At 37.6% G+C, this 18,811-nt stretch carries 13 protein-coding genes, 2 tRNA genes, 2 rRNA genes and 1 pseudogene; 16 read left to right on the top strand and 2 right to left on the bottom strand.

Going from position 1 to position 18,811, the window contains the following annotated elements; all coding sequences use genetic code 11:
- Position 1: 1 nt before the first annotated feature.
- Entirely contained in the window at positions 2-1,180 is a 1,179-nt protein-coding gene (gene ispC, locus A9G22_RS07660; protein WP_075508636.1) for a 1-deoxy-D-xylulose-5-phosphate reductoisomerase, read from the top strand.
- A gap of 113 nt (positions 1,181-1,293) precedes the next feature.
- Here ispC and A9G22_RS07655 read toward each other — a convergent pair whose 3' ends face one another.
- Positions 1,294-2,253: an aminoimidazole riboside kinase gene (locus A9G22_RS07655; RefSeq protein WP_075508635.1), complete on the bottom strand. Its 960-nt coding sequence runs from the start codon at positions 2,251-2,253 to the stop codon at positions 1,294-1,296.
- Positions 2,254-2,571: 318 nt separating this feature from the next.
- On the opposite strand from A9G22_RS07655, the gene A9G22_RS07650 reads away from it, so the two are divergent.
- Positions 2,572-4,041: a glycoside hydrolase family 32 protein gene (locus tag A9G22_RS07650; RefSeq protein ID WP_065587078.1), complete on the top strand. Its 1,470-nt coding sequence runs from the start codon at positions 2,572-2,574 to the stop codon at positions 4,039-4,041.
- A gap of 727 nt (positions 4,042-4,768) precedes the next feature.
- On the opposite strand, the gene tusB is transcribed toward A9G22_RS07650, so the two are convergent.
- A complete protein-coding gene (gene tusB, locus A9G22_RS07645; RefSeq protein WP_065587077.1) occupies positions 4,769-5,050 on the bottom strand; it encodes a sulfurtransferase complex subunit TusB in 282 nt (93 codons plus the stop codon).
- 133 nt (positions 5,051-5,183) lie between these two features.
- On the opposite strand from tusB, the gene tsaE reads away from it, so the two are divergent.
- The 14 genes and pseudogenes from tsaE to A9G22_RS11570 all read left to right on the top strand — a co-directional run.
- Positions 5,184-5,657: a tRNA (adenosine(37)-N6)-threonylcarbamoyltransferase complex ATPase subunit type 1 TsaE gene (gene tsaE / locus A9G22_RS07640; protein ID WP_065587076.1), complete on the top strand. Its 474-nt coding sequence runs from the start codon at positions 5,184-5,186 to the stop codon at positions 5,655-5,657.
- A 62-nt stretch (positions 5,658-5,719) separates the two neighbouring features.
- Positions 5,720-6,424 (top strand): annotated as a pseudogene (locus A9G22_RS07635) (N-acetylmuramoyl-L-alanine amidase); the annotation flags it as partial.
- A 20-nt stretch (positions 6,425-6,444) separates the two neighbouring features.
- A complete protein-coding gene (mutL, locus tag A9G22_RS07630) occupies positions 6,445-8,298 on the top strand; it encodes a DNA mismatch repair endonuclease MutL (protein ID WP_065587074.1) in 1,854 nt (617 codons plus the stop codon).
- On the top strand, positions 8,295-9,206 hold the full coding sequence (gene miaA, locus A9G22_RS07625; RefSeq protein WP_065587073.1) for a tRNA (adenosine(37)-N6)-dimethylallyltransferase MiaA: 912 nt from the start codon (positions 8,295-8,297) through the stop codon (positions 9,204-9,206). The genes mutL and miaA overlap by 4 nt, the downstream gene beginning before the upstream one ends.
- 269 nt (positions 9,207-9,475) lie before the next feature.
- On the top strand, positions 9,476-9,721 hold the full coding sequence (gene hfq / locus A9G22_RS07620; protein ID WP_065587072.1) for an RNA chaperone Hfq: 246 nt from the start codon (positions 9,476-9,478) through the stop codon (positions 9,719-9,721).
- A 20-nt stretch (positions 9,722-9,741) separates the two neighbouring features.
- A complete protein-coding gene (gene hflX / locus A9G22_RS07615; RefSeq protein ID WP_065587071.1) occupies positions 9,742-11,037 on the top strand; it encodes a ribosome rescue GTPase HflX in 1,296 nt (431 codons plus the stop codon).
- Positions 11,038-11,060: 23 nt separating this feature from the next.
- Positions 11,061-12,290 carry an FtsH protease activity modulator HflK gene (gene hflK / locus A9G22_RS07610; RefSeq protein ID WP_065587070.1) on the top strand — a complete coding sequence of 410 codons (1,230 nt, stop codon included), beginning with the start codon at positions 11,061-11,063 and terminating at the stop codon, positions 12,288-12,290.
- 10 nt (positions 12,291-12,300) lie between these two features.
- Entirely contained in the window at positions 12,301-13,260 is a 960-nt protein-coding gene (gene hflC / locus A9G22_RS07605; RefSeq protein WP_065587069.1) for a protease modulator HflC, read from the top strand.
- A 19-nt stretch (positions 13,261-13,279) separates the two neighbouring features.
- Complete coding sequence (locus A9G22_RS07600) at positions 13,280-14,578, top strand: adenylosuccinate synthase (protein WP_065587068.1); 1,299 nt, start codon at positions 13,280-13,282, stop codon at positions 14,576-14,578.
- 89 nt (positions 14,579-14,667) lie between these two features.
- Entirely contained in the window at positions 14,668-15,849 is a 1,182-nt protein-coding gene (purT, locus tag A9G22_RS07595; protein ID WP_075508634.1) for a formate-dependent phosphoribosylglycinamide formyltransferase, read from the top strand.
- A 300-nt stretch (positions 15,850-16,149) separates the two neighbouring features.
- Positions 16,150-17,687, top strand: a 16S ribosomal RNA gene (locus A9G22_RS07590).
- Positions 17,688-17,745: 58 nt separating this feature from the next.
- Positions 17,746-17,822: transfer RNA gene (locus A9G22_RS07585), tRNA-Ile, on the top strand.
- A gap of 112 nt (positions 17,823-17,934) precedes the next feature.
- A tRNA-Ala gene (locus A9G22_RS07580) sits at positions 17,935-18,010 on the top strand.
- 263 nt (positions 18,011-18,273) lie between these two features.
- Positions 18,274-18,811: ribosomal RNA gene (locus A9G22_RS11570) — 23S ribosomal RNA — on the top strand; the annotation flags it as partial.

Here is an 18,811-nt window from a genome sequence, read left to right as displayed (position 1 = left end):
TATGAAAAATATCACAATTTTAGGGTCGACAGGTTCAATTGGTTGCAGTACGCTAACCGTTATTGCTCAAAATCCACATCTGTTTAAGGCGTATGCCTTAGTGGGTGGTAATAATGTTGCCAAAATGACTGAGCAATGTTTGATGTTTAAGCCTAAATACGTTGCCATGGCAACAGCGCAAGCGGCTAAGGAGCTAAGAGCAAATCTTGTCAATCTAAAATTGGATATTGAAGTGTTAAGCGGTGAACAAGCCATTTGTGATTTAGCGCAGTTGCCCGAAGTCGATCAAGTGATGGCCGCTATTGTGGGTGCTGCTGGGCTAAAACCAACCCTTGCGGCAATTAAAAAAGGTAAACGTATTTTGCTTGCCAATAAAGAATCTCTTGTGACCTGTGGGCATCTGTTTATGCAAGCGGTTAAAGAGTATGGCGCTGAACTGTTGCCGGTGGATAGTGAACATAACGCGATTTTTCAAAGTTTACCAATAGCGGTGCAGCATAATTTAGGTTTTGCTAATTTGGCTGAACAGGGTATTACTAAAATAGTTTTAACGGGTTCTGGTGGGCCGTTTCGCGATTGGGAATTAAATAAGCTTGCATCGGTTACGCCTGCGCAAGCAGTTGCACATCCTAACTGGTCGATGGGTAAAAAGATTTCTGTGGATTCGGCAACCATGATGAATAAAGGACTTGAGTATATCGAAGCTCGTTGGTTATTTAATGCAAGTGCTGACGAAATGGAAATTATTATTCATCCGCAATCGATTATTCACTCCATGGTACGTTATCAAGATGGTAGTGTGGTGGCAGAACTGGGTGTGCCTGATATGTGCACACCGATTGCTTATGCTATGTCTTACCCCGATCGGGCTCCATCAAGTGTACCACCTTTGGATTTTTGTCAAATTTCGGCTTTAACGTTTACACAGCCTGATTTTAATCGTTATCCTTGTTTAAAATTGGCAATAGAAGCGTCCAATCAAGGGCAAGCTGCCACAACGGCGCTTAACGCAGCGAATGAAATTGCGGTAGAAGCATTTTTACAACATAAAATTGGTTTTATGGATATTGCCAAAAATGTAGCAAAAGTATTAGATCAATTGGCTTTCCCTGAACCATCGACTATTGACGATGTTTTTATGATAGATCAATGGGCTAGATCACAATGTGGTCTGTGTTAAATGCTATTTAATTTTTATAATCAATGGAATAAATAGGTAGTAAGGGCAGTCAGTCACAATGACATTTTGAAAATATTGTGTTCAGCTTTGCTGCCCTATTCATGCTTTTGTGGCTAAGCGAGTTGTTTAGCTGTTAATGTTGGATTATCGCTAATAAAAGCTTGTAAAAATGTGCTATCGGGTAATGCCGTTAACGCACCTTTTTGAGTGGTTGCTAAGGCGCCGCACGCACTAGCTATCGTCATCATGCTTTCTAACATGAGTTTATCTTCAGGCATTCCCGATGAGGCAATACTGCTAAGTAGTCCTGCCACAAAGGCATCGCCTGCACCAGTAGTATCAATACTATTTACATGGTATGAGTCAAAAGAAAATATTTTGCCTTGCCATAATACAATGCTGCCATCTTTACCTTTAGTAATTAACTTTAATGGTGCCTCATAGTGTTGTTGTAGTTTACTTAATGCTTCATGCCAGTCATTGCATTGCGTGAGCCAAAATAATTCTTCATCTGATAGCTTAAGGATATCGGCATCATGACAAAATTGAGTAATCGTTGTGCGCATTTCATCTTTATTTTCCCACATCTGCTCGCGCAAGTTAATATCAAAGCTGATCAAGCCATTTTTTGCGGTAAGGTTTTTAATAGCGGTTTTAAGCGTTTGTCGACAAGTATGGCCGACTAGCGCCAAAGAGCAAAAATGTAAAATATCTTGGTTAAAATCAGGTATCGCTTGCTCAGACAAAAATTGGTCGGCTGATGGCGAAACTAAAAAAGTAAAACTCCGTTCCCCATTTTGACCTAAATCAACAACAACAGTACTTGTTTTATAGTGATCATCTTTTTCAAGGCTTTGACAATCAACATGATAGTCACGGAACGTTTTTTCCATAAAATGACCAAAAGGATCATTACCAACACGGCCAATAAAAGCAGAAGGTAGCCCCAATTTAGCAATACCAATCGCCACATTGGCCGGCGCGCCACCTGCACAAGCTTTATAATTCATATCACCAAATGGTAACAAATCAATAACGGCATCCCCAAGGGACCAAACTTTAGTATTATTCATTTTTTAACTCGATTATAGTTAGTGACTAAGGTAATCTAATCTAGCGTAGAGGCAGATTATTTTAATTTTGTGAAATACGTCATCTTCTTGCCTTTTAATAAAGTCTTTGATGTTTAATTTATTATTGAATTAATGATGGTTATATTTTAAAAGTTTGTCATAGACTAAATCATTTGGCAAAAAATTCATTGTTAACGTTAAAAATGTGTGACTATCATCACATATTTTATCTCTAATTTCATTAACAGTTAACGTTAACAGTTAAATTAAGATACCATTAGATAAAGGTATCTAATATTGGATAAAAAAGGGGTTTTTATGTCTACTGCTATTGATAAAGCCAATCAAGCTGTTAAAGCGTTAGAAAAAGTGATGAATAAACAATACTACCCACATTTTCATTTAGCTCCCTCAGCAGGTTGGATGAATGATCCTAATGGTTTGATTTACTTTAACGGTCAATATCATGCTTTTTATCAGCATCATCCTTACGATGAAAATTGGGGGCCAATGCATTGGGGGCATGCTGTTAGTGATGATTTGGTTACATGGCGTAGATTGCCAATTGCGATTGCTCCTGATCAAGAATTTGATAAAAGCGGTTGTTTTTCTGGCTCAGCGGTCGATAACCATGGTGAATTATGCTTAATTTATACAGGTCATCTTTGGTTAGCAGGTCAAGGTAATGATGAGCAGATTCGGCAAGTCCAATGTTTGGCGAGTAGCAAAGATGGCATTCATTTTGAAAAGCAAGGCACAGTACTTGCGCCAAAAAATGGCATTATGCACTTTCGCGATCCTAAAGTGTGGCAACAAGATGGCAAATGGTGGATGGTGGTTGGTCAACGAACGCCAAATGATGTGGGGCAAGTTTTACTTTATTGTTCAGATGACTTAAAAAATTGGATATTTGATCATGTCGTGGTAAGTGATATCGATCCTGATGTTTATATGCTTGAATGTCCAGACTTTTTTCCACTGGGTGATAAATGGATTTTGATGTTTTCTCCACAAGGTATGAAAGCAACTGGCTACCAGTACCGCAATCGATTTCAATCGGGCTATATTGTAGGTAACTGGCAGCCAGGGCAACAATTTACAATTATTAAACCTTTTCAAGAGATGGATTTTGGGCATGATTTTTATGCACCGCAATCATTTCTTGCTGCTGATGGGCGTCGCATTGTGTTTGCTTGGATGGATATGTGGGAGTCAGCGATGCCAAGCAAAAACGATAAATGGGCTGGTGCATTTACGCTGCCACGTGAACTCACTTTAGATCAAGATAATAGTGTCCGAAACCGCCCGATTAAAGAACTTGAAGCATTGCGCGAAAAAACGGAATCATTTGGTGAAATAATGCTGAGTAATGAACTTAAACACACCAATATTCAATCTATTAGTTGCGAACTTAATGTTGAATTTGATTTAAATAAAAGCGATGCTGAACGTTTTGGTTTGCAACTTGCAGCCACTGGAGATGGTAAACAAGCAACGTTACTATATGTTGATTTACAATCCGATCGAATTATACTTGATCGCAGTTTATCCGGTCTTGAATTAAGCGGTTATCGTAGCGTACCGCTACCAAAAACAGATAAGCTAACTTTGCATATTTTTATTGATGCCTCATCTGTCGAGGTTTTTGTTAATAATGATTTGTATAGCCTTACGAGCCGTATTTACCCACAATTACCCGCCGAGCGAGTCATCAACCTCTTTGCTGAAAATGGAAAAGCGAAAGTGACAAAATTGGAAAGTTGGCAATTGAATTCTATTTATGCGTAATGTCTATTCACTGCCAATTGGCAGTGAAATTCATTTTAAAAAGATGACTTTTTTGTAAAGAAGTTTCAGAAAATAAATATATTTAATTAAAAAGTTTTAATTTACAAATGGTTATTCTATCACGCATTTTAACAAAATTAGAGTCAAAATCGATAACCGCCGGACGCATAAATGTAATCTCGAGAAGGTTAGGCACTGCTGTAGATGTGTTTACTTCTTGTCAAAATTTTATTCGGGCAGGTAAGTAGAAAAGCATAATATAGGTTCAGTCTTGCTAAATGATATTAATGGATTATTATATACATTTAATGCAATATTTGGATTCACAACTTTAACTATCTATCATATAACTAGATTAACCAAATAAGCGTTAACCGAAGGTCTCTTTCCCGTGAAATCATTGTCTGTACTATTGTCACTTATGATGTACTTTTGATGGATTTATGGTAAGGAAAATTGAATACTCAGGCTTGGTTTTGGGATTAAAGTGTTTATTTTAATTATGGTAGGGTTTAACTAGTCGGTACCTTAACCTGAGTTTAAAGATCTGTTTTGTTATGCGCCTTTTTCAGGATTTTATTTGTTATTTTTGTTCTTTATTTTCGCTTTCTTGTGCCATAATCTGATGTTACTCGGCTGAAAGTCCTCACCGTAGCATTTTTTAATAAAAGCTAGGTTCTTTTTAGGCAACACATCAGGTGGCAATGATGAGCATCATGATCTGAAGTCATTCCCAGTTCATTTGTGGAAAATGGTTAGCTGTAAGTTCAACGACTTGTTGCATATTAATAATTTTAAGTCTTGAATCAATTATCTTGCTAAGTCCGCGAGCCTCAATATCGTTGTCGATGATATAACAATGTTTGGTTTTGTTGATGATGTCATTGAATAGTGGATTATTTTGTATAGCCAGAATAACGCCATTTTGCCAGAATAATACGGTATCTTGAGCTGATATTAATTGTAGATCTATGGTTGATTGATTTGCTGTCGATATAGTATGTAACATTATTTTTTTCACTTTTTATACTGAAACGTAGTTTTTCCTGAATTTTTTTTAAAAATTAAGGTTATTTTGCTTGGTACATCTTTAATGGTTATTAGTATATAATAAGGACTATTTATTGAGCAAAGAATTCATCATGAAACCGATTATTTTAACTAATGAGCAAGAAACGATTTTGTTTGGTAGTAAAATTGCCAAACAGTGTTTAAACTATTTGTCTAAGCATGATGATACAATTGTTATCTATTTAATTGGTGATCTTGGTGCTGGTAAAACAACTTTTAGTCGTGGTTTTTTGCAACAATTAGGTCACATTGGTAACGTAAAAAGCCCTACTTATACGTTAGTAGAACCCTACCAGTTTGATAGTTTTTCTGTTTATCATTTTGATTTTTACCGGCTTTGTAGCCCTGAAGAGCTGGAGTTTATGGGAATACGTGAATATTTTGCTTTGCGCTCGATTTGTTTAATTGAGTGGCCAGAACAAACAAATGGTATCTTGCCGAGTGCTGATCTTGAAATTCATTTGGCTTATTTGGCGCATGAGCGTACAGTTTGCGTGCAAGCAAAAAACGAAAAAGGCCAAGCGATTATTAATTTATCACAATAGAAATAAACAATAAAAAGACAATGAAAAAACTACTCACTTTTTTTATATTATTACTGCTTTGTAGCTCTACTTATGCAGCTAGAGTTATGATTGCCGTTGATGCTGGTCATGGAGGTAAAGATTCCGGTGCAATAGGAAAAAATAAGTTATATGAAAAAACAGTGACGCTTTCAATCGCAAAAAAACTTACCAGTTTGCTAAATAAAGATCCCAATTTTAAAGGAGTATTAACCCGTAGCAGTGATAATTTTATCTCGGTTTCGCAGCGCTCCGAAATTGCTCGTAAAAATAAAGCCAATTTATTAGTTTCAATTCATGCTGATGCTGCACCAAATAGGAGTGCAACAGGTGCGTCGATATGGGTGTTATCAACTAAGCGTGCTGATACGGAACTTGGTCGTTGGCTTGAACAAGAAGAAAAACAGTCACAATTACTCGGTGGGGCAGGTGATGCTCTTAGTGATGATCATAATCCTCATTTAAGCCAAGCGGTATTAGATCTACAGTTTTCTTATTCTCAACAAGTGGGTTATAAGCTAGCAAAACATGTATTAAAAGAAATGGAAGGAATAATCAAGCTGCATAAATCTGTTCCAGAGCATGCAAGTTTAGGTGTATTACGTTCACCAGATATCCCGTCAATTTTAGTTGAAGTGGGTTTTATCTCTAACGAAGGAGAAGAAAAATTGTTAGGCAGTAATGCCCATCAAAATAAGATTGCAAAAGCTATTTATCAAGGTATAAAAAATTACGTTAAACAAAATCCAAAATTTGGGGAACAACATTAATGGCAATTCATATTCTTTCTCCCCAATTAGCCAATCAAATTGCTGCTGGTGAGGTGGTAGAACGCCCCGCATCTGTCATCAAAGAGTTAGTTGAAAATAGCCTTGATGCGGGTAGTAACCAAATTGATATTGATCTTGAACAAGGCGGCTGTAAGTTAATTCGTATTCGTGATAATGGTTGTGGTATTGCTAAAGCTGAATTAGCGCTGGCGCTTGCTCGTCATGCGACAAGTAAAATCAGTACATTAGATGATTTAGATTCAATTGTGAGCCTTGGGTTTCGTGGTGAGGCGCTAGCGAGTATAAGTTCGGTTGCTAGATTGACATTAACTTCACGTACTGCTGAACAATCCGAAGCATGGCAAGTTTATGCTGAAGGACGGGATATGAAGCCGATGATTAAACCTGCAGCTCATCCTGTGGGATCGACTGTCGAAGTCCTTGATCTGTTTTATAATACACCGGCAAGACGTCGTTTTTTAAAAACAGAAAAAACTGAGTTTATGCATATTGAAGAGTTTGTTCGGCGTATTGCACTTGCACGACCTGATGTTACCTTTAATTTGCAACATAATGGTAAATTGGTTAAGCAGTATCGTTCATCCACCCTTGAAAAAAGAGTCGAATTGGTGTGCGGGCGTGCATTTATGCAAAAAGCTGTCAAATTAGATTGGCAACATGATGATTTACTCATTCAAGGTTGGGTCACTAGTAGTGAAAGTAGTGATTTGCAGTATTTTTATGTTAATGGGCGAGTCATCAAAGATAAATTACTTAATCATGCATTGCGTCAGGCCTATATAAGCCGTACGAATGAACAACAAAGTTATGTGGTGTTTTTACACATCGATCCAAAACAAGTTGATGTCAATGTTCACCCTGCTAAGCATGAAGTCCGTTTTCATGAAGCAAGATTGGTTCATGATTTTGTTTATCAAGCTATAGTAATGGCACTTGAATCGAATTTACCTGTAACAGAAGAAATAGCAACAATAACGCCCAATCGACAAGCAGCTGGTGAGAATATCTTTAATCAAAAAATATCCACTAAGTCTTATCAAACGAATAGTCAATTATCAAAAAAAAACAGTAATTATGCTAAAGAAAATGCATTATATGGTCAATTAGTCAATGTTGTTCCCCCATCTCAAGAAATTATACAATCTGAGCTAAAAAAATCAGGTTTATCTGTAGAGAAAAATGAAATAACTGAACCACAAAAAGCGGTTATTGAAGCATTATTTCCTAAACGTAATATACCTTTGCAAACATTACAAAAGCAACTTGATAGCTCATCAATAGTGCAATTTGGTCGAGTGTTAACTATTATTCAACCCGACATCGCATTGCTTGAAAAGTATGAAGATACTCAGCAAAAATTAATGTTGATGAAATTACCTATTGCTAAGCAAAAAGTGACTGCAATTAAATTATTATCACAAGATTCTGAAAAATTGCTTATTCCATTAACCATTTTAATCAATCATCAAGAGCAGCAAGTGCTTTCCAGTTATCAACCTCAGTTGAATTTTTTAGGCTTTGATTTTTATATTGATAAAGCAAAATTGTATTTGCAAAATGTTCCTAAAATGTTGCGCACTATGAATTGGCAGCAATTATTACCTGCTTTAATTGCTTTTATATCAGATTCAAAAAATGAAGTGTTAGATCCTACACAAATAGCGGCTTGGTTAGCTAATCAGTATGATGATAATCGCACTATGATCTGGAGTGTGGCTAAAGTCATTCCGTTGCTTGCTCAATTAGAAGAGGTGGATATTAATCTATTACAACAAGAATCATTTTTATATCCGATTGATATACAATCTTTAACTCAATCCATTTTATCATGAATAAACCAAAAATTATTTCGTTAATGGGACCAACAGCATCTGGTAAAACGGCATTTGCTATGGCACTTTACGAACGTTATCCTATTGATATTATTAGTGTCGATTCCGCTCTGATTTATCGCGGTATGGATATCGGTACCGCAAAGCCAACTAAAAAAGAGCAACAATATTATCCACATAAATTGATTGATATTTGTGATCCCGCAGAGAGTTATTCTGCAGCTAATTTTAGGCGTGATGCAATTGTAGAAATTGAAAAATCACTAAAAAAAGGTCGAGTTCCATTGTTAGTTGGTGGAACAATGCTCTATTTTAAAGCTTTAATTGAAGGGCTTTCACCACTTCCAGCGGCCAATAGTGAAATTCGTGAGCAAATAGAAGAAAAAGCCAATAAATTAGGTTGGCAAGCGATTCACGATGAACTAAAAAAAGTTGATCCCGTTTCGGCTAAAAGAATTCATCCTAACGATCCACAGCGTCTTAATCGTGCTTTAGAAGTCTATTTAATCTCAGGAAAAAGTCTTACTGAACTTACACAAGAAAGCGGCGAAGCATTACCCTATGATATTATGCAGTTTGCTATTATGCCGCAAGATCGGTCGCAATTACATGAGCGTATTGAACAACGTTTTTTAAAGATGTTAGATGAAGGATTTGAAAATGAAGTTAAAACGCTTATGCAGCGATCTGATTTGCATTTAAATTTGCCTTCTATTCGCTGTGTAGGCTATCGCCAAATGTGGGAATATTTAAATGGCGATATAAGTTATGATGAAATGGTTTTTAAAGGTATCTGTGCTACTCGTCAATTAGCCAAACGACAAATCACGTGGCTGCGTGGTTGGAAGCAACCTATTACATGGTTAAATAATGATAATATGGATTCAATTTTTCAAAAAATGTTCTAATCTATAATTTTTAGAAAGAGGATTAATAGTATACTATTGTATAGTATTGTTGATAAAATTATGCGCATTATTGTCAAGATTTAGTCTTTTTTTTATCTTTTTAGTTTAAAATTATTAAAAAATTAGTTATTTGTGCATAAATTGTTGTTGATTAGTTCAAGAGAAGTGCTTTTTATGTTATTTTGGTAGATACTAAAGATGTATCTGAAATCGTATGTAAAAAATACATTAATTTTATATTCATATAATTATTTTTAAAGGATAAACTCATGTCAAAAGGGCAGTCATTACAAGATCCTTATTTAAATTTGCTTCGTCGAGAGCATATTCCTGTATCAATCTATTTAGTTAATGGTATTAAGCTACAAGGACAAATTGAATCATTTGATCAGTTTGTAATTTTACTAAAAAATACTGTAAGTCAAATGGTATATAAACACGCTATCTCAACAGTTGTACCATCTAGGCCTATTTCTGGACTAGTAACTCAACCTGAAGAGGAAGCTGAAAGCTGATATTTCAGTGGAGAATTTGATTGTTCGATCGATATAAAGGCGGTGAAACTGCCTTATTAGTTCATGTATTCTTCCCGCAAGAAAGCGATATCGAGGATCTTAAAGAGTTTGAAGTTTTAGTTTCTTCAGCTCAAATAGATATTCTCGATATTGTAACAACCTCAAGGAAAGTACCTCAAAGCAAATATTTTATTGGTGAAGGTAAAGCACAAGAAATAGCTGAAAAAGTTAAACAGCTTGATGCTTCTGTTATTTTAGTAAATCATACTTTAACACCCTCCCAAGAACGTAATCTAGAACAGTTGTGTAAATGTCGGGTTGTTGATAGAACAGGATTGATTCTTGATATTTTTGCTCAACGGGCTAGAACACATGAAGGTAAATTACAAGTTGAATTAGCACAGTTACAACATCTTTCGACTCGATTAGTTCGAGGTTGGACGCATTTAGAAAGGCAAAAAGGCGGAATTGGCTTACGAGGGCCCGGTGAAACACAATTAGAAACAGATAGACGATTGATTCGTCATCGTATTCAGTTAATTTTATCAAGACTTGCTAAAGTTGAAAAACAGCGAAATCAAAATCGTCAATCAAGAAATAAAGCCGATCTATCAACAGTTTCTTTAGTTGGCTACACTAATGCGGGTAAATCAACATTATTTAATGCATTAACAAATGCAAATGTATATGCTGCTAATCAGTTATTTGCTACACTCGATCCAACATTACGGCGGATCATTGTCGATGATGTTGGTGAAGTTGTTTTAGCTGATACAGTCGGATTTATTCGTCATTTACCCCACGATTTAATTGCCGCTTTTAAAGCGACACTACTTGAAACGCAAGAAGCCAATTTATTATTACATGTTATTGATGCAGCCGATCCAAATATATTGGATAATATGCATGCCGTTAATGAAGTGTTGCTTGAAATTGATGCAGATGAAATTCCAACATTGCTCGTTATGAATAAAATTGATTTAATTGAGGGGAAACAGCCAAGTATTGATCGGGACGAAAACGGCATACCAATTCGAGTTTGGATTTCAGCACAAAAAGGTTTAGGATTGGATCAATTATTTATTGCTTTAAAAGAAAGGTTAGCTAAGCAAATTCAAGTTTGCCATTTGAGTTTACCTGCCTATTTAGCAAGACTAAGAAGTCGTTTATATCAGTTAAATGCGGTAGAAAATGAATTTATTAATGAGGATGGTAGTTTTCATCTAAATGTGAGAATTCCCTCTATTGAATGGAATCGCCTCTGTAAACAAGAGCCAGATCTGTTATACTTAATCAATAAGCAAAATAACAACTAATTGTTAAATGGAGCATATAAAATATGGCGTGGAATCAGCCCGGCAATAACGGACAAGATAACGACCCATGGGGAAATCATAACAAAAAACCAACTAATCATTCATCTAATGATTTATTGGGTAAAATTAAAGATTTATTAAAAAAAAGCAATTTTGGTAATAATAAGGGATCGTCAGGAATTAAGTTGCCGATGAATACGGCTAAAATTATTATATCTATAATCGCTTTATTCGTGCTAGTTTGGGCGGGGAGTGGTTTTTATACTATTAGCCAAAGCCAACGAGGTGTAATTACCCGATTTGGTCAAGTTCAGGCAGAAATTATTCAACCTGGATTAAATTGGAATCCACCGTTAATTGATAAAGTATATAAAGTTGATACACAAGGTACACACAATTTTAATGTGAATGGCTTTATGATAACAACCGGTGAAGATTTAGTCTTTGTTGAAATGAATGTACAATATCGTGTTAGCGATCCTGTAAAATATTTATTTAATGTTACTAATGTTAAAGATAGTTTACAACAAGCTGCTGATAGTGCTTTGCGTACTGAAGTAGGTAGCTCAAGTATGGATGATATTTTAACTAATGGGCGTTCAGCATTAGAAACTCGTACAAAAGATGAGCTAGTTAATGTCATCAATAATTACGATATGGGAATTAGTATAGTGGATCTTAATTTCCAATCAGCTCGTCCGCCTGAGGCTGTACAAGAAGCCTTTAATGATGCAATGAATGCTCGAGAAGACAAAAAACGTGAAATAAATAAAGCTGCTGCTGAAAAAGTTCAACAAGTACAACAGGCAGAAGGTCGCTCTGCAAGAATTTTAGCTGATGCAAATGCTTATAAAATTAGAGTGGAACTTGAAGCGGAAGGTGATGTGGCTCGTTTTGAAAAAATCTTACCACAATATAAAGCAGCACCAGAAATTACTAAAGAACGCTTGTATATTGAAACTATGGAAAGAGTGTTAACCAAAACCAACAAAATTATAGTTAATGATAAAAATGGGAATTTAATGGTATTGCCATTAGAACAATTATTAAAAAATAAAAATGAAAAAAATTCAGAACCCATGACTTTAGAAAACCCAAATAGTGAATATAATTCTAATATGCCAAACTCATCTGAAATTATAAAAGAGCAGTTTCAAACAACGCAGGAATTGCCAAAAGAGGTTAACAATAACACAAATAGTATAAATAAAACCAGCAACACCACGCGGACTCCGCGGTTTATGGGAAGATAAGGAGATGATTATGCGAAAATTATTGATTCCTATAACATTAATTTTAATTGGTGTGCTTTTTTCTAGTGTTTATGTTATTGAAGAAGGGACTTGTGGTATAGTTTTACGATTCAATAAAATTATTAGATTATCTGGGCCTGGATTACATTTTAAAATTCCAGGAATGGATAATGTAAAAATTGTTGATGCTAAAATCCAAACAACAAATAGTTCTGATAATATAGGTCGGGAGCAAAAGTTCATAACACGTGAAAATAAAGATTTAGTTGTTGATTATTTTGTACAATGGAAGATTGTTGATTTTAATCGATATTATGAAACAATTGCTGGTGGTAATAACATTGAGAACTTGTTGCTTGCTCGATTAAATGGACGTCTAAGAGCTGAAATTGGGAAATTGAATATCATTGATATTATTAATGACACAAATAATAACTCTCGTAATTCTATAATGACACGAGTAAAAGATGCATTAAATGGCACTGTTCAAGAGTTGGTTAGAAGTGAATCAAACGAAAATTTTATTGGTTCGGCTGAAAAAGAATCTGAAAGTAATAAGACAAGTATGAGATCTTTTGGTGTTGAAGTTATTGATGTTCGTATAAAGAAAGTTAATTTTCCTCAGGAAATCTCCAATTCAATTTATGAGCAAATGAAAGCAGCTCGAAAAGTTGTTGCACAAAATCAACGTTTTGAAGGTGTTAAGAAAGCCGATGAAATACGAGCAGATACTACACTAGAAGTAACAAAGATATTATCCGAAGCTGAACGTCAATCTCGATCTATTCGTGGTGAAGGTGATGCGAATGTAGCCAAGCTTTATGCTGATGCTTTTGGTAAAGATAGAGAATTTTTTAGCTTTATTCGTAGTTTAAAAGCTTATGAACAAAGCTTTACAGGTAATGATGTTATGGTCATTAGTCCTGATAGTGAATTTTTTAAATATATGAAATTAAAATCTAATAAATAACTGAATGAGTAAATAGTCTATGAGTAATAATATTGTTGTACTAGGTACACAATGGGGTGATGAAGGCAAAGGTAAAGTTGTTGATTTACTCACAGAAAAAGCAAAATATGTTGTTCGTTATCAAGGTGGACATAACGCTGGTCATACATTAGTGATTAATGGTGAAAAAACCGTATTACATTTAATTCCATCAGGAATCTTACGCAATGATGTGATAAGTATTATTGCCAATGGTGTTGTGTTATGTCCTGATGCTTTAATAAAAGAAATGAATGAGTTAGAAAAAAGTGGCATTCCTGTTAAAGAAAGACTCCTTATTTCAGAATCATGCCCTTTAATTTTACCCTACCATATTGCATTAGACCAAGCGCGAGAAAAAGCGCGTGGCAGTAAAGCTATTGGAACAACAGGGCGTGGTATTGGTCCTGCTTATGAAGATAAAGTGGCACGTCGTGGGCTTCGAGTTGGTGATTTATGTGATCGCCAAACTTTTGCCGAAAAATTAAAAGAAGTAATGGAATATCACAATTTCCAATTAGTTAATTATTACAAAGCAGAAGCTGTAGACTATCAAAAAGTTCTCGATGATACATTAGCGATAGCTGATATTTTAGTTGCTATGATTGCCGATATTCCTGCTCTTTTAGAAGAAGCACGCAAAAAAGGTGAGAGAATTATGTTTGAAGGGGCGCAAGGTACATTACTTGATATTGACCATGGGACTTATCCTTTTGTTACTTCTTCTAATACTACTGCTGGCGGTGTCGCAACAGGTTCTGGTTTTGGTCCGCGTTATGTTGGTTATGTACTAGGTATTGTCAAAGCTTACTCTACACGAGTTGGTGCTGGCCCATTTCCTACAGAGTTATTTGATGAGACTGGTGAATACCTATGTAAGCAAGGTAATGAATTTGGCGCAACAACTGGTCGTCGTCGTCGTACTGGATGGCTTGATGTGGTTGCTGTTCGCAAGGCAGTACAACTTAATTCTATTTCTGGATTTTGTTTAACTAAACTCGATGTGCTAGATGGACTTAAAGAAGTGAGGCTCTGTGTTGGTTATCAATTACCAAATGGTGAGGTCATCAAAAATGCTCCAGCCGCTGCTGAAGAATGGAGCTTAGTCAAACCTGTTTATGAATCAATGCCTGGATGGAATGAGTCAACCTTTGGTGTTAAAAGTTATAATGCTCTTCCACAAGCAGCTAAAGCTTATATTAAACGGATTGAAGAGTTAACCGAAACGCCAATTGATATTATTTCAACAGGACCTGATCGAAGTGAAACAATGATTTTACGCGATCCGTACCAAAACTAATTTAGCGTCAATCAAATCGGGATAAATGTCCCGATTTTTTGTTTTTATGATATTTTTTTCTAAAAAAGTTAATTGGGTAAGAGGAATTTATGGCTAAATTGGGGACCCCATTATCACCCAGTTCAACTAAAGTTTTACTTTGTGGGGCGGGTGAGCTTGCAAAAGAAGTTGTCATTGAGTTACAACGATTTGGTTGTGAGGTTATTGTCGTTGATCGTTATGCAAATGGGCCAGCGATGCAAGTTGCTCATCGGCACCATATCGTTAATATGCTTGATGGAGATGCTTTAAGAAAAGTCATAGAAGTAGAAAATCCAGATTATATTGTCCCTGAAATTGAAGCTATTGCAACATCTACACTAATTGAGCTGGAAGATGAAGGTTTTACAGTTATTCCAACAGCAAAAGCAACTCAACTTACGATGAATCGTGAGGGGATTCGTCGACTTGCAGCGGAGGAATTAAAATTACCAACGTCACCTTATCGATTTGCTACAAATGCAACAGAATTTAGAAAAGCAGTCAAAGAAATTGGTCTTCCTTGTTTAGTCAAACCTGTTATGAGCTCTTCTGGTAAAGGACAATCGTTATTAAGAAGCGAAGCAGATATTGAATTATCATGGAAATATGCACAAGAAGGTGGTAGAGCTGGCGGTGGAAAAGTTATCATCGAAGGCTTTATTGATTTTGATTACGAAATTACCCTACTCACTGTTAGACATATTAAGGGTGTGTCATATTGTGAACCGATAGGACATCGTCAAGAAAAAGGTGATTATCGAGAATCTTGGCAACCTCAGCAGATGTCTGATAAGGCCTTAAAACAGGCAAAAGATATTTCAACTAAAATAACAGATGCATTAGGTGGGCGAGGGTTATTTGGTGTTGAATTGTTTGTTAAAGGTGATCAAGTATGGTTTAGTGAGGTATCACCTCGTCCACATGATACAGGCATGGTGACATTAATTTCACAAAATTTGTCTGAGTTTGCACTACATGCTAGGGCAATATTAGGGCTGCCTATTCCTATTATAGAACAATATGGGGCATGTGCATCAGCTGTTTTATTAATAGAAGGTGATTCAAAACAAGTCACTTTTACTAATCTTGATAAAGCATTAAGTGAACCGCAAACTGATTTACGTTTATTTGGTAAACCAGAAGTGAAAGGTACTCGCAGAATGGGGGTTGCGCTAGCGAAGGCTTTAACGATTAACGATGCGATTACTAAAGCCATTAATGTAGTAAAACAACTAAAAATAACCCTATAATGAATTTTATTGTCTAAAAAGCAATCGCTTAATTCAAAAAAAGAAAAATTTATAAAATAGGGGTTGACGTATGCAAGTGAAGTGAGTAACATACGCAACCCTTGAGACAGCAAACTAAATCAACAAAAAGTTGTTTGGGAATTGAAGCTGTCAGCTCTTTAAAAAGAAGAAACAGACAATCTGTGTGGGCACTTGCGAGACGAAGAATGAAAAGTCTACGGACTTAAAAATTAAGTCTTGATAAGTGACACTGAAGATTCATTTGAATATGTCAGAGACAGTTATTGAGCGTCAAACTTTAAATTGAAGAGTTTGATCATGGCTCAGATTGAACGCTGGCGGCAGGCTTAACACATGCAAGTCGAACGGTAACATGAGTGCTTGCACTTGATGACGAGTGGCGGACGGGTGAGTAATGTATGGGGATCTGCCGAATGGAAGGGGACAACAGTTGGAAACGACTGCTAATACCGTATAAAGTTGAGAGACCAAAGCATGGGACTTTCGGGCCATGCGCCATTTGATGAACCCATATGGGATTAGCTAGTAGGTGAGGTAATGGCTCACCTAGGCGACGATCTCTAGCTGGTCTGAGAGGATGACCAGCCACACTGGAACTGAGACACGGTCCAGACTCCTACGGGAGGCAGCAGTGGGGAATATTGCACAATGGGGGGAACCCTGATGCAGCCATGCCGCGTGTATGAAGAAGGCCTTCGGGTTGTAAAGTACTTTCGGTGATGAGGAAGGTAGTGTATCTAATAGGTGCACTAATTGACGTTAATTACAGAAGAAGCACCGGCTAACTCCGTGCCAGCAGCCGCGGTAATACGGAGGGTGCGAGCGTTAATCGGAATGACTGGGCGTAAAGGGCATGTAGGCGGATAATTAAGTTAGGTGTGAAAGCCCTGGGCTCAACCTAGGAATTGCACTTAAAACTGGTTATCTGGAGTATTGTAGAGGAAGGTAGAATTCCACGTGTAGCGGTGAAATGCGTAGAGATGTGGAGGAATACCGGTGGCGAAGGCGGCCTTCTGGACAGATACTGACGCTGAGATGCGAAAGCGTGGGGAGCAAACAGGATTAGATACCCTGGTAGTCCACGCTGTAAACGATGTCGATTTGGAGTTTGTTGCCTAGAGCGATGGGCTCCGAAGCTAACGCGATAAATCGACCGCCTGGGGAGTACGGCCGCAAGGTTAAAACTCAAATGAATTGACGGGGGCCCGCACAAGCGGTGGAGCATGTGGTTTAATTCGATGCAACGCGAAGAACCTTACCTGGTCTTGACATCCACAGAATCTTGTAGAGATACGAGAGTGCCTTCGGGAACTGTGAGACAGGTGCTGCATGGCTGTCGTCAGCTCGTGTTGTGAAATGTTGGGTTAAGTCCCGCAACGAGCGCAACCCTTATCCTTTGTTGCCATCGGTTAGGCCGGGAACTCAAAGGAGACTGCCGTTGATAAAGCGGAGGAAGGTGGGGACGACGTCAAGTCATCATGGCCCTTACGACCAGGGCTACACACGTGCTACAATGGCGTATACAAAGAGAAGCGAGCTCGCGAGGGTAAGCGGACCTCATAAAGTACGTCTAAGTCCGGATTGGAGTCTGCAACTCGACTCCATGAAGTCGGAATCGCTAGTAATCGTAGATCAGAATGCTACGGTGAATACGTTCCCGGGCCTTGTACACACCGCCCGTCACACCATGGGAGTGGGTTGCACCAGAAGTAGATAGCTTAACCTTAGGGAGGGCGTTTACCACGGTGTGGTTCATGACTGGGGTGAAGTCGTAACAAGGTAACCGTAGGGGAACCTGCGGTTGGATCACCTCCTTACGAAGAGCTCGTAAGTGTTCACACAGATTGTTTGTTTAGAAGAAAGAGTCACTTTATTGGGTCTGTAGCTCAGGTGGTTAGAGCGCACCCCTGATAAGGGTGAGGTCGGTGGTTCAAGTCCACTCAGACCCACCAATTCTACTTAACTTTGCTGATTTTGGCTTACGTTGATGAAGTGAAGGCATAAATTAGCACGAAGCGGTCTGCGTTAAGCGAGTTGGGAAGTACACAGATGAAGTGAATTATTGGGGCTATAGCTCAGCTGGGAGAGCGCCTGCCTTGCACGCAGGAGGCCAGCGGTTCGATCCCGCTTAGCTCCACCATTAAAGATATCTCTTTCATTAGATATATAAAAAATTATGTTTGTATTTGCTTGAGAGTTATAGTTAAGTAAATAGAAAGATAAAGCTCTTTAACAATTAGGAACAAGCTGAAAGAAACGAGTTCTCGTTCTTATGTAAAGCTTTTATAGAATCGTATGATTAAAAGTTAGCGATAAATTTTAATTAATGACGAATAAATAAAGTGGATAACGTAAGAGAGAGAAAAAAAGCGTAATTAAAACCGAGACAACTGTGAGTTGTAAGGTTAAGAAATTAAGCGTACACGGTGGATGCCTAGGCAATCAGAGGCGAAGAAGGACGTGTTAATCTGCGAAAAGCGACGGTGAGCTGATAAAAGGCGCTATAGCCGTCGATGTCCGAATGGGGAAACCCAGTGTAGGTGACTACACTATCATCTGATGAATACATAGTCAGATGAGGCGAACCGGGAGAACTGAAACATCTAAGTACCCCGAGGAAAAGAAATCAACCGAGATTCCCTAAGTAGCGGCGAGCGAAAGGGGAGGAGCCCAAGCGGGTAGCATATAGTATTAGTGGAAGCGTCTGGAAAGTCGCACGATAGAGGGTGAAAGTCCCGTACACGAAGGTGCGATATGTGGAAGCTTATAGAGTAGGGCGGGACACGTGATATCCTGTCTGAAGAAGGGGGGACCATCCTCCAAGGCTAAATACTCCTGATTGACCGATAGTGAACCAGTACCGTGAGGGAAAGGCGAAAAGAACCCCGGGAGGGGAGTGAAATAGACCCTGAAACCGTGTACGTACAATCAGTGGGAGCTG

The sequence above is a fragment of the Gilliamella sp. App2-1 genome (genome assembly GCF_001690255.1).
GTDB classification, from domain to species: domain Bacteria; phylum Pseudomonadota; class Gammaproteobacteria; order Enterobacterales; family Orbaceae; genus Gilliamella; species Gilliamella apicola_G.
Note: the sequence above shows the minus strand (reverse complement) of the source record. Positions and strands in the feature narration are given on the sequence as shown.

Bases quoted from the DNA above. Each gene is read 5' to 3' on its own strand.
- ispC (WP_075508636.1), top strand. From the start codon at position 2: ATGAAAAATATCACAATTTTAGGGTCGACAGGTTCAATTGGTTGCAGT.
- A9G22_RS07655 (WP_075508635.1), bottom strand. From the start codon at position 2,253: ATGAATAATACTAAAGTTTGGTCCCTTGGGGATGCCGTTATTGATTTG.
- A9G22_RS07650 (WP_065587078.1), top strand. From the start codon at position 2,572: ATGTCTACTGCTATTGATAAAGCCAATCAAGCTGTTAAAGCGTTAGAA.
- tusB (WP_065587077.1), bottom strand. From the start codon at position 5,050: ATGTTACATACTATATCGACAGCAAATCAATCAACCATAGATCTACAA.
- tsaE (WP_065587076.1), top strand. From the start codon at position 5,184: ATGAAACCGATTATTTTAACTAATGAGCAAGAAACGATTTTGTTTGGT.
- mutL (WP_065587074.1), top strand. From the start codon at position 6,445: ATGGCAATTCATATTCTTTCTCCCCAATTAGCCAATCAAATTGCTGCT.
- miaA (WP_065587073.1), top strand. From the start codon at position 8,295: ATGAATAAACCAAAAATTATTTCGTTAATGGGACCAACAGCATCTGGT.
- hfq (WP_065587072.1), top strand. From the start codon at position 9,476: ATGTCAAAAGGGCAGTCATTACAAGATCCTTATTTAAATTTGCTTCGT.
- hflK (WP_065587070.1), top strand. From the start codon at position 11,061: ATGGCGTGGAATCAGCCCGGCAATAACGGACAAGATAACGACCCATGG.
- hflC (WP_065587069.1), top strand. From the start codon at position 12,301: ATGCGAAAATTATTGATTCCTATAACATTAATTTTAATTGGTGTGCTT.
- A9G22_RS07600 (WP_065587068.1), top strand. From the start codon at position 13,280: ATGAGTAATAATATTGTTGTACTAGGTACACAATGGGGTGATGAAGGC.
- purT (WP_075508634.1), top strand. From the start codon at position 14,668: ATGGCTAAATTGGGGACCCCATTATCACCCAGTTCAACTAAAGTTTTA.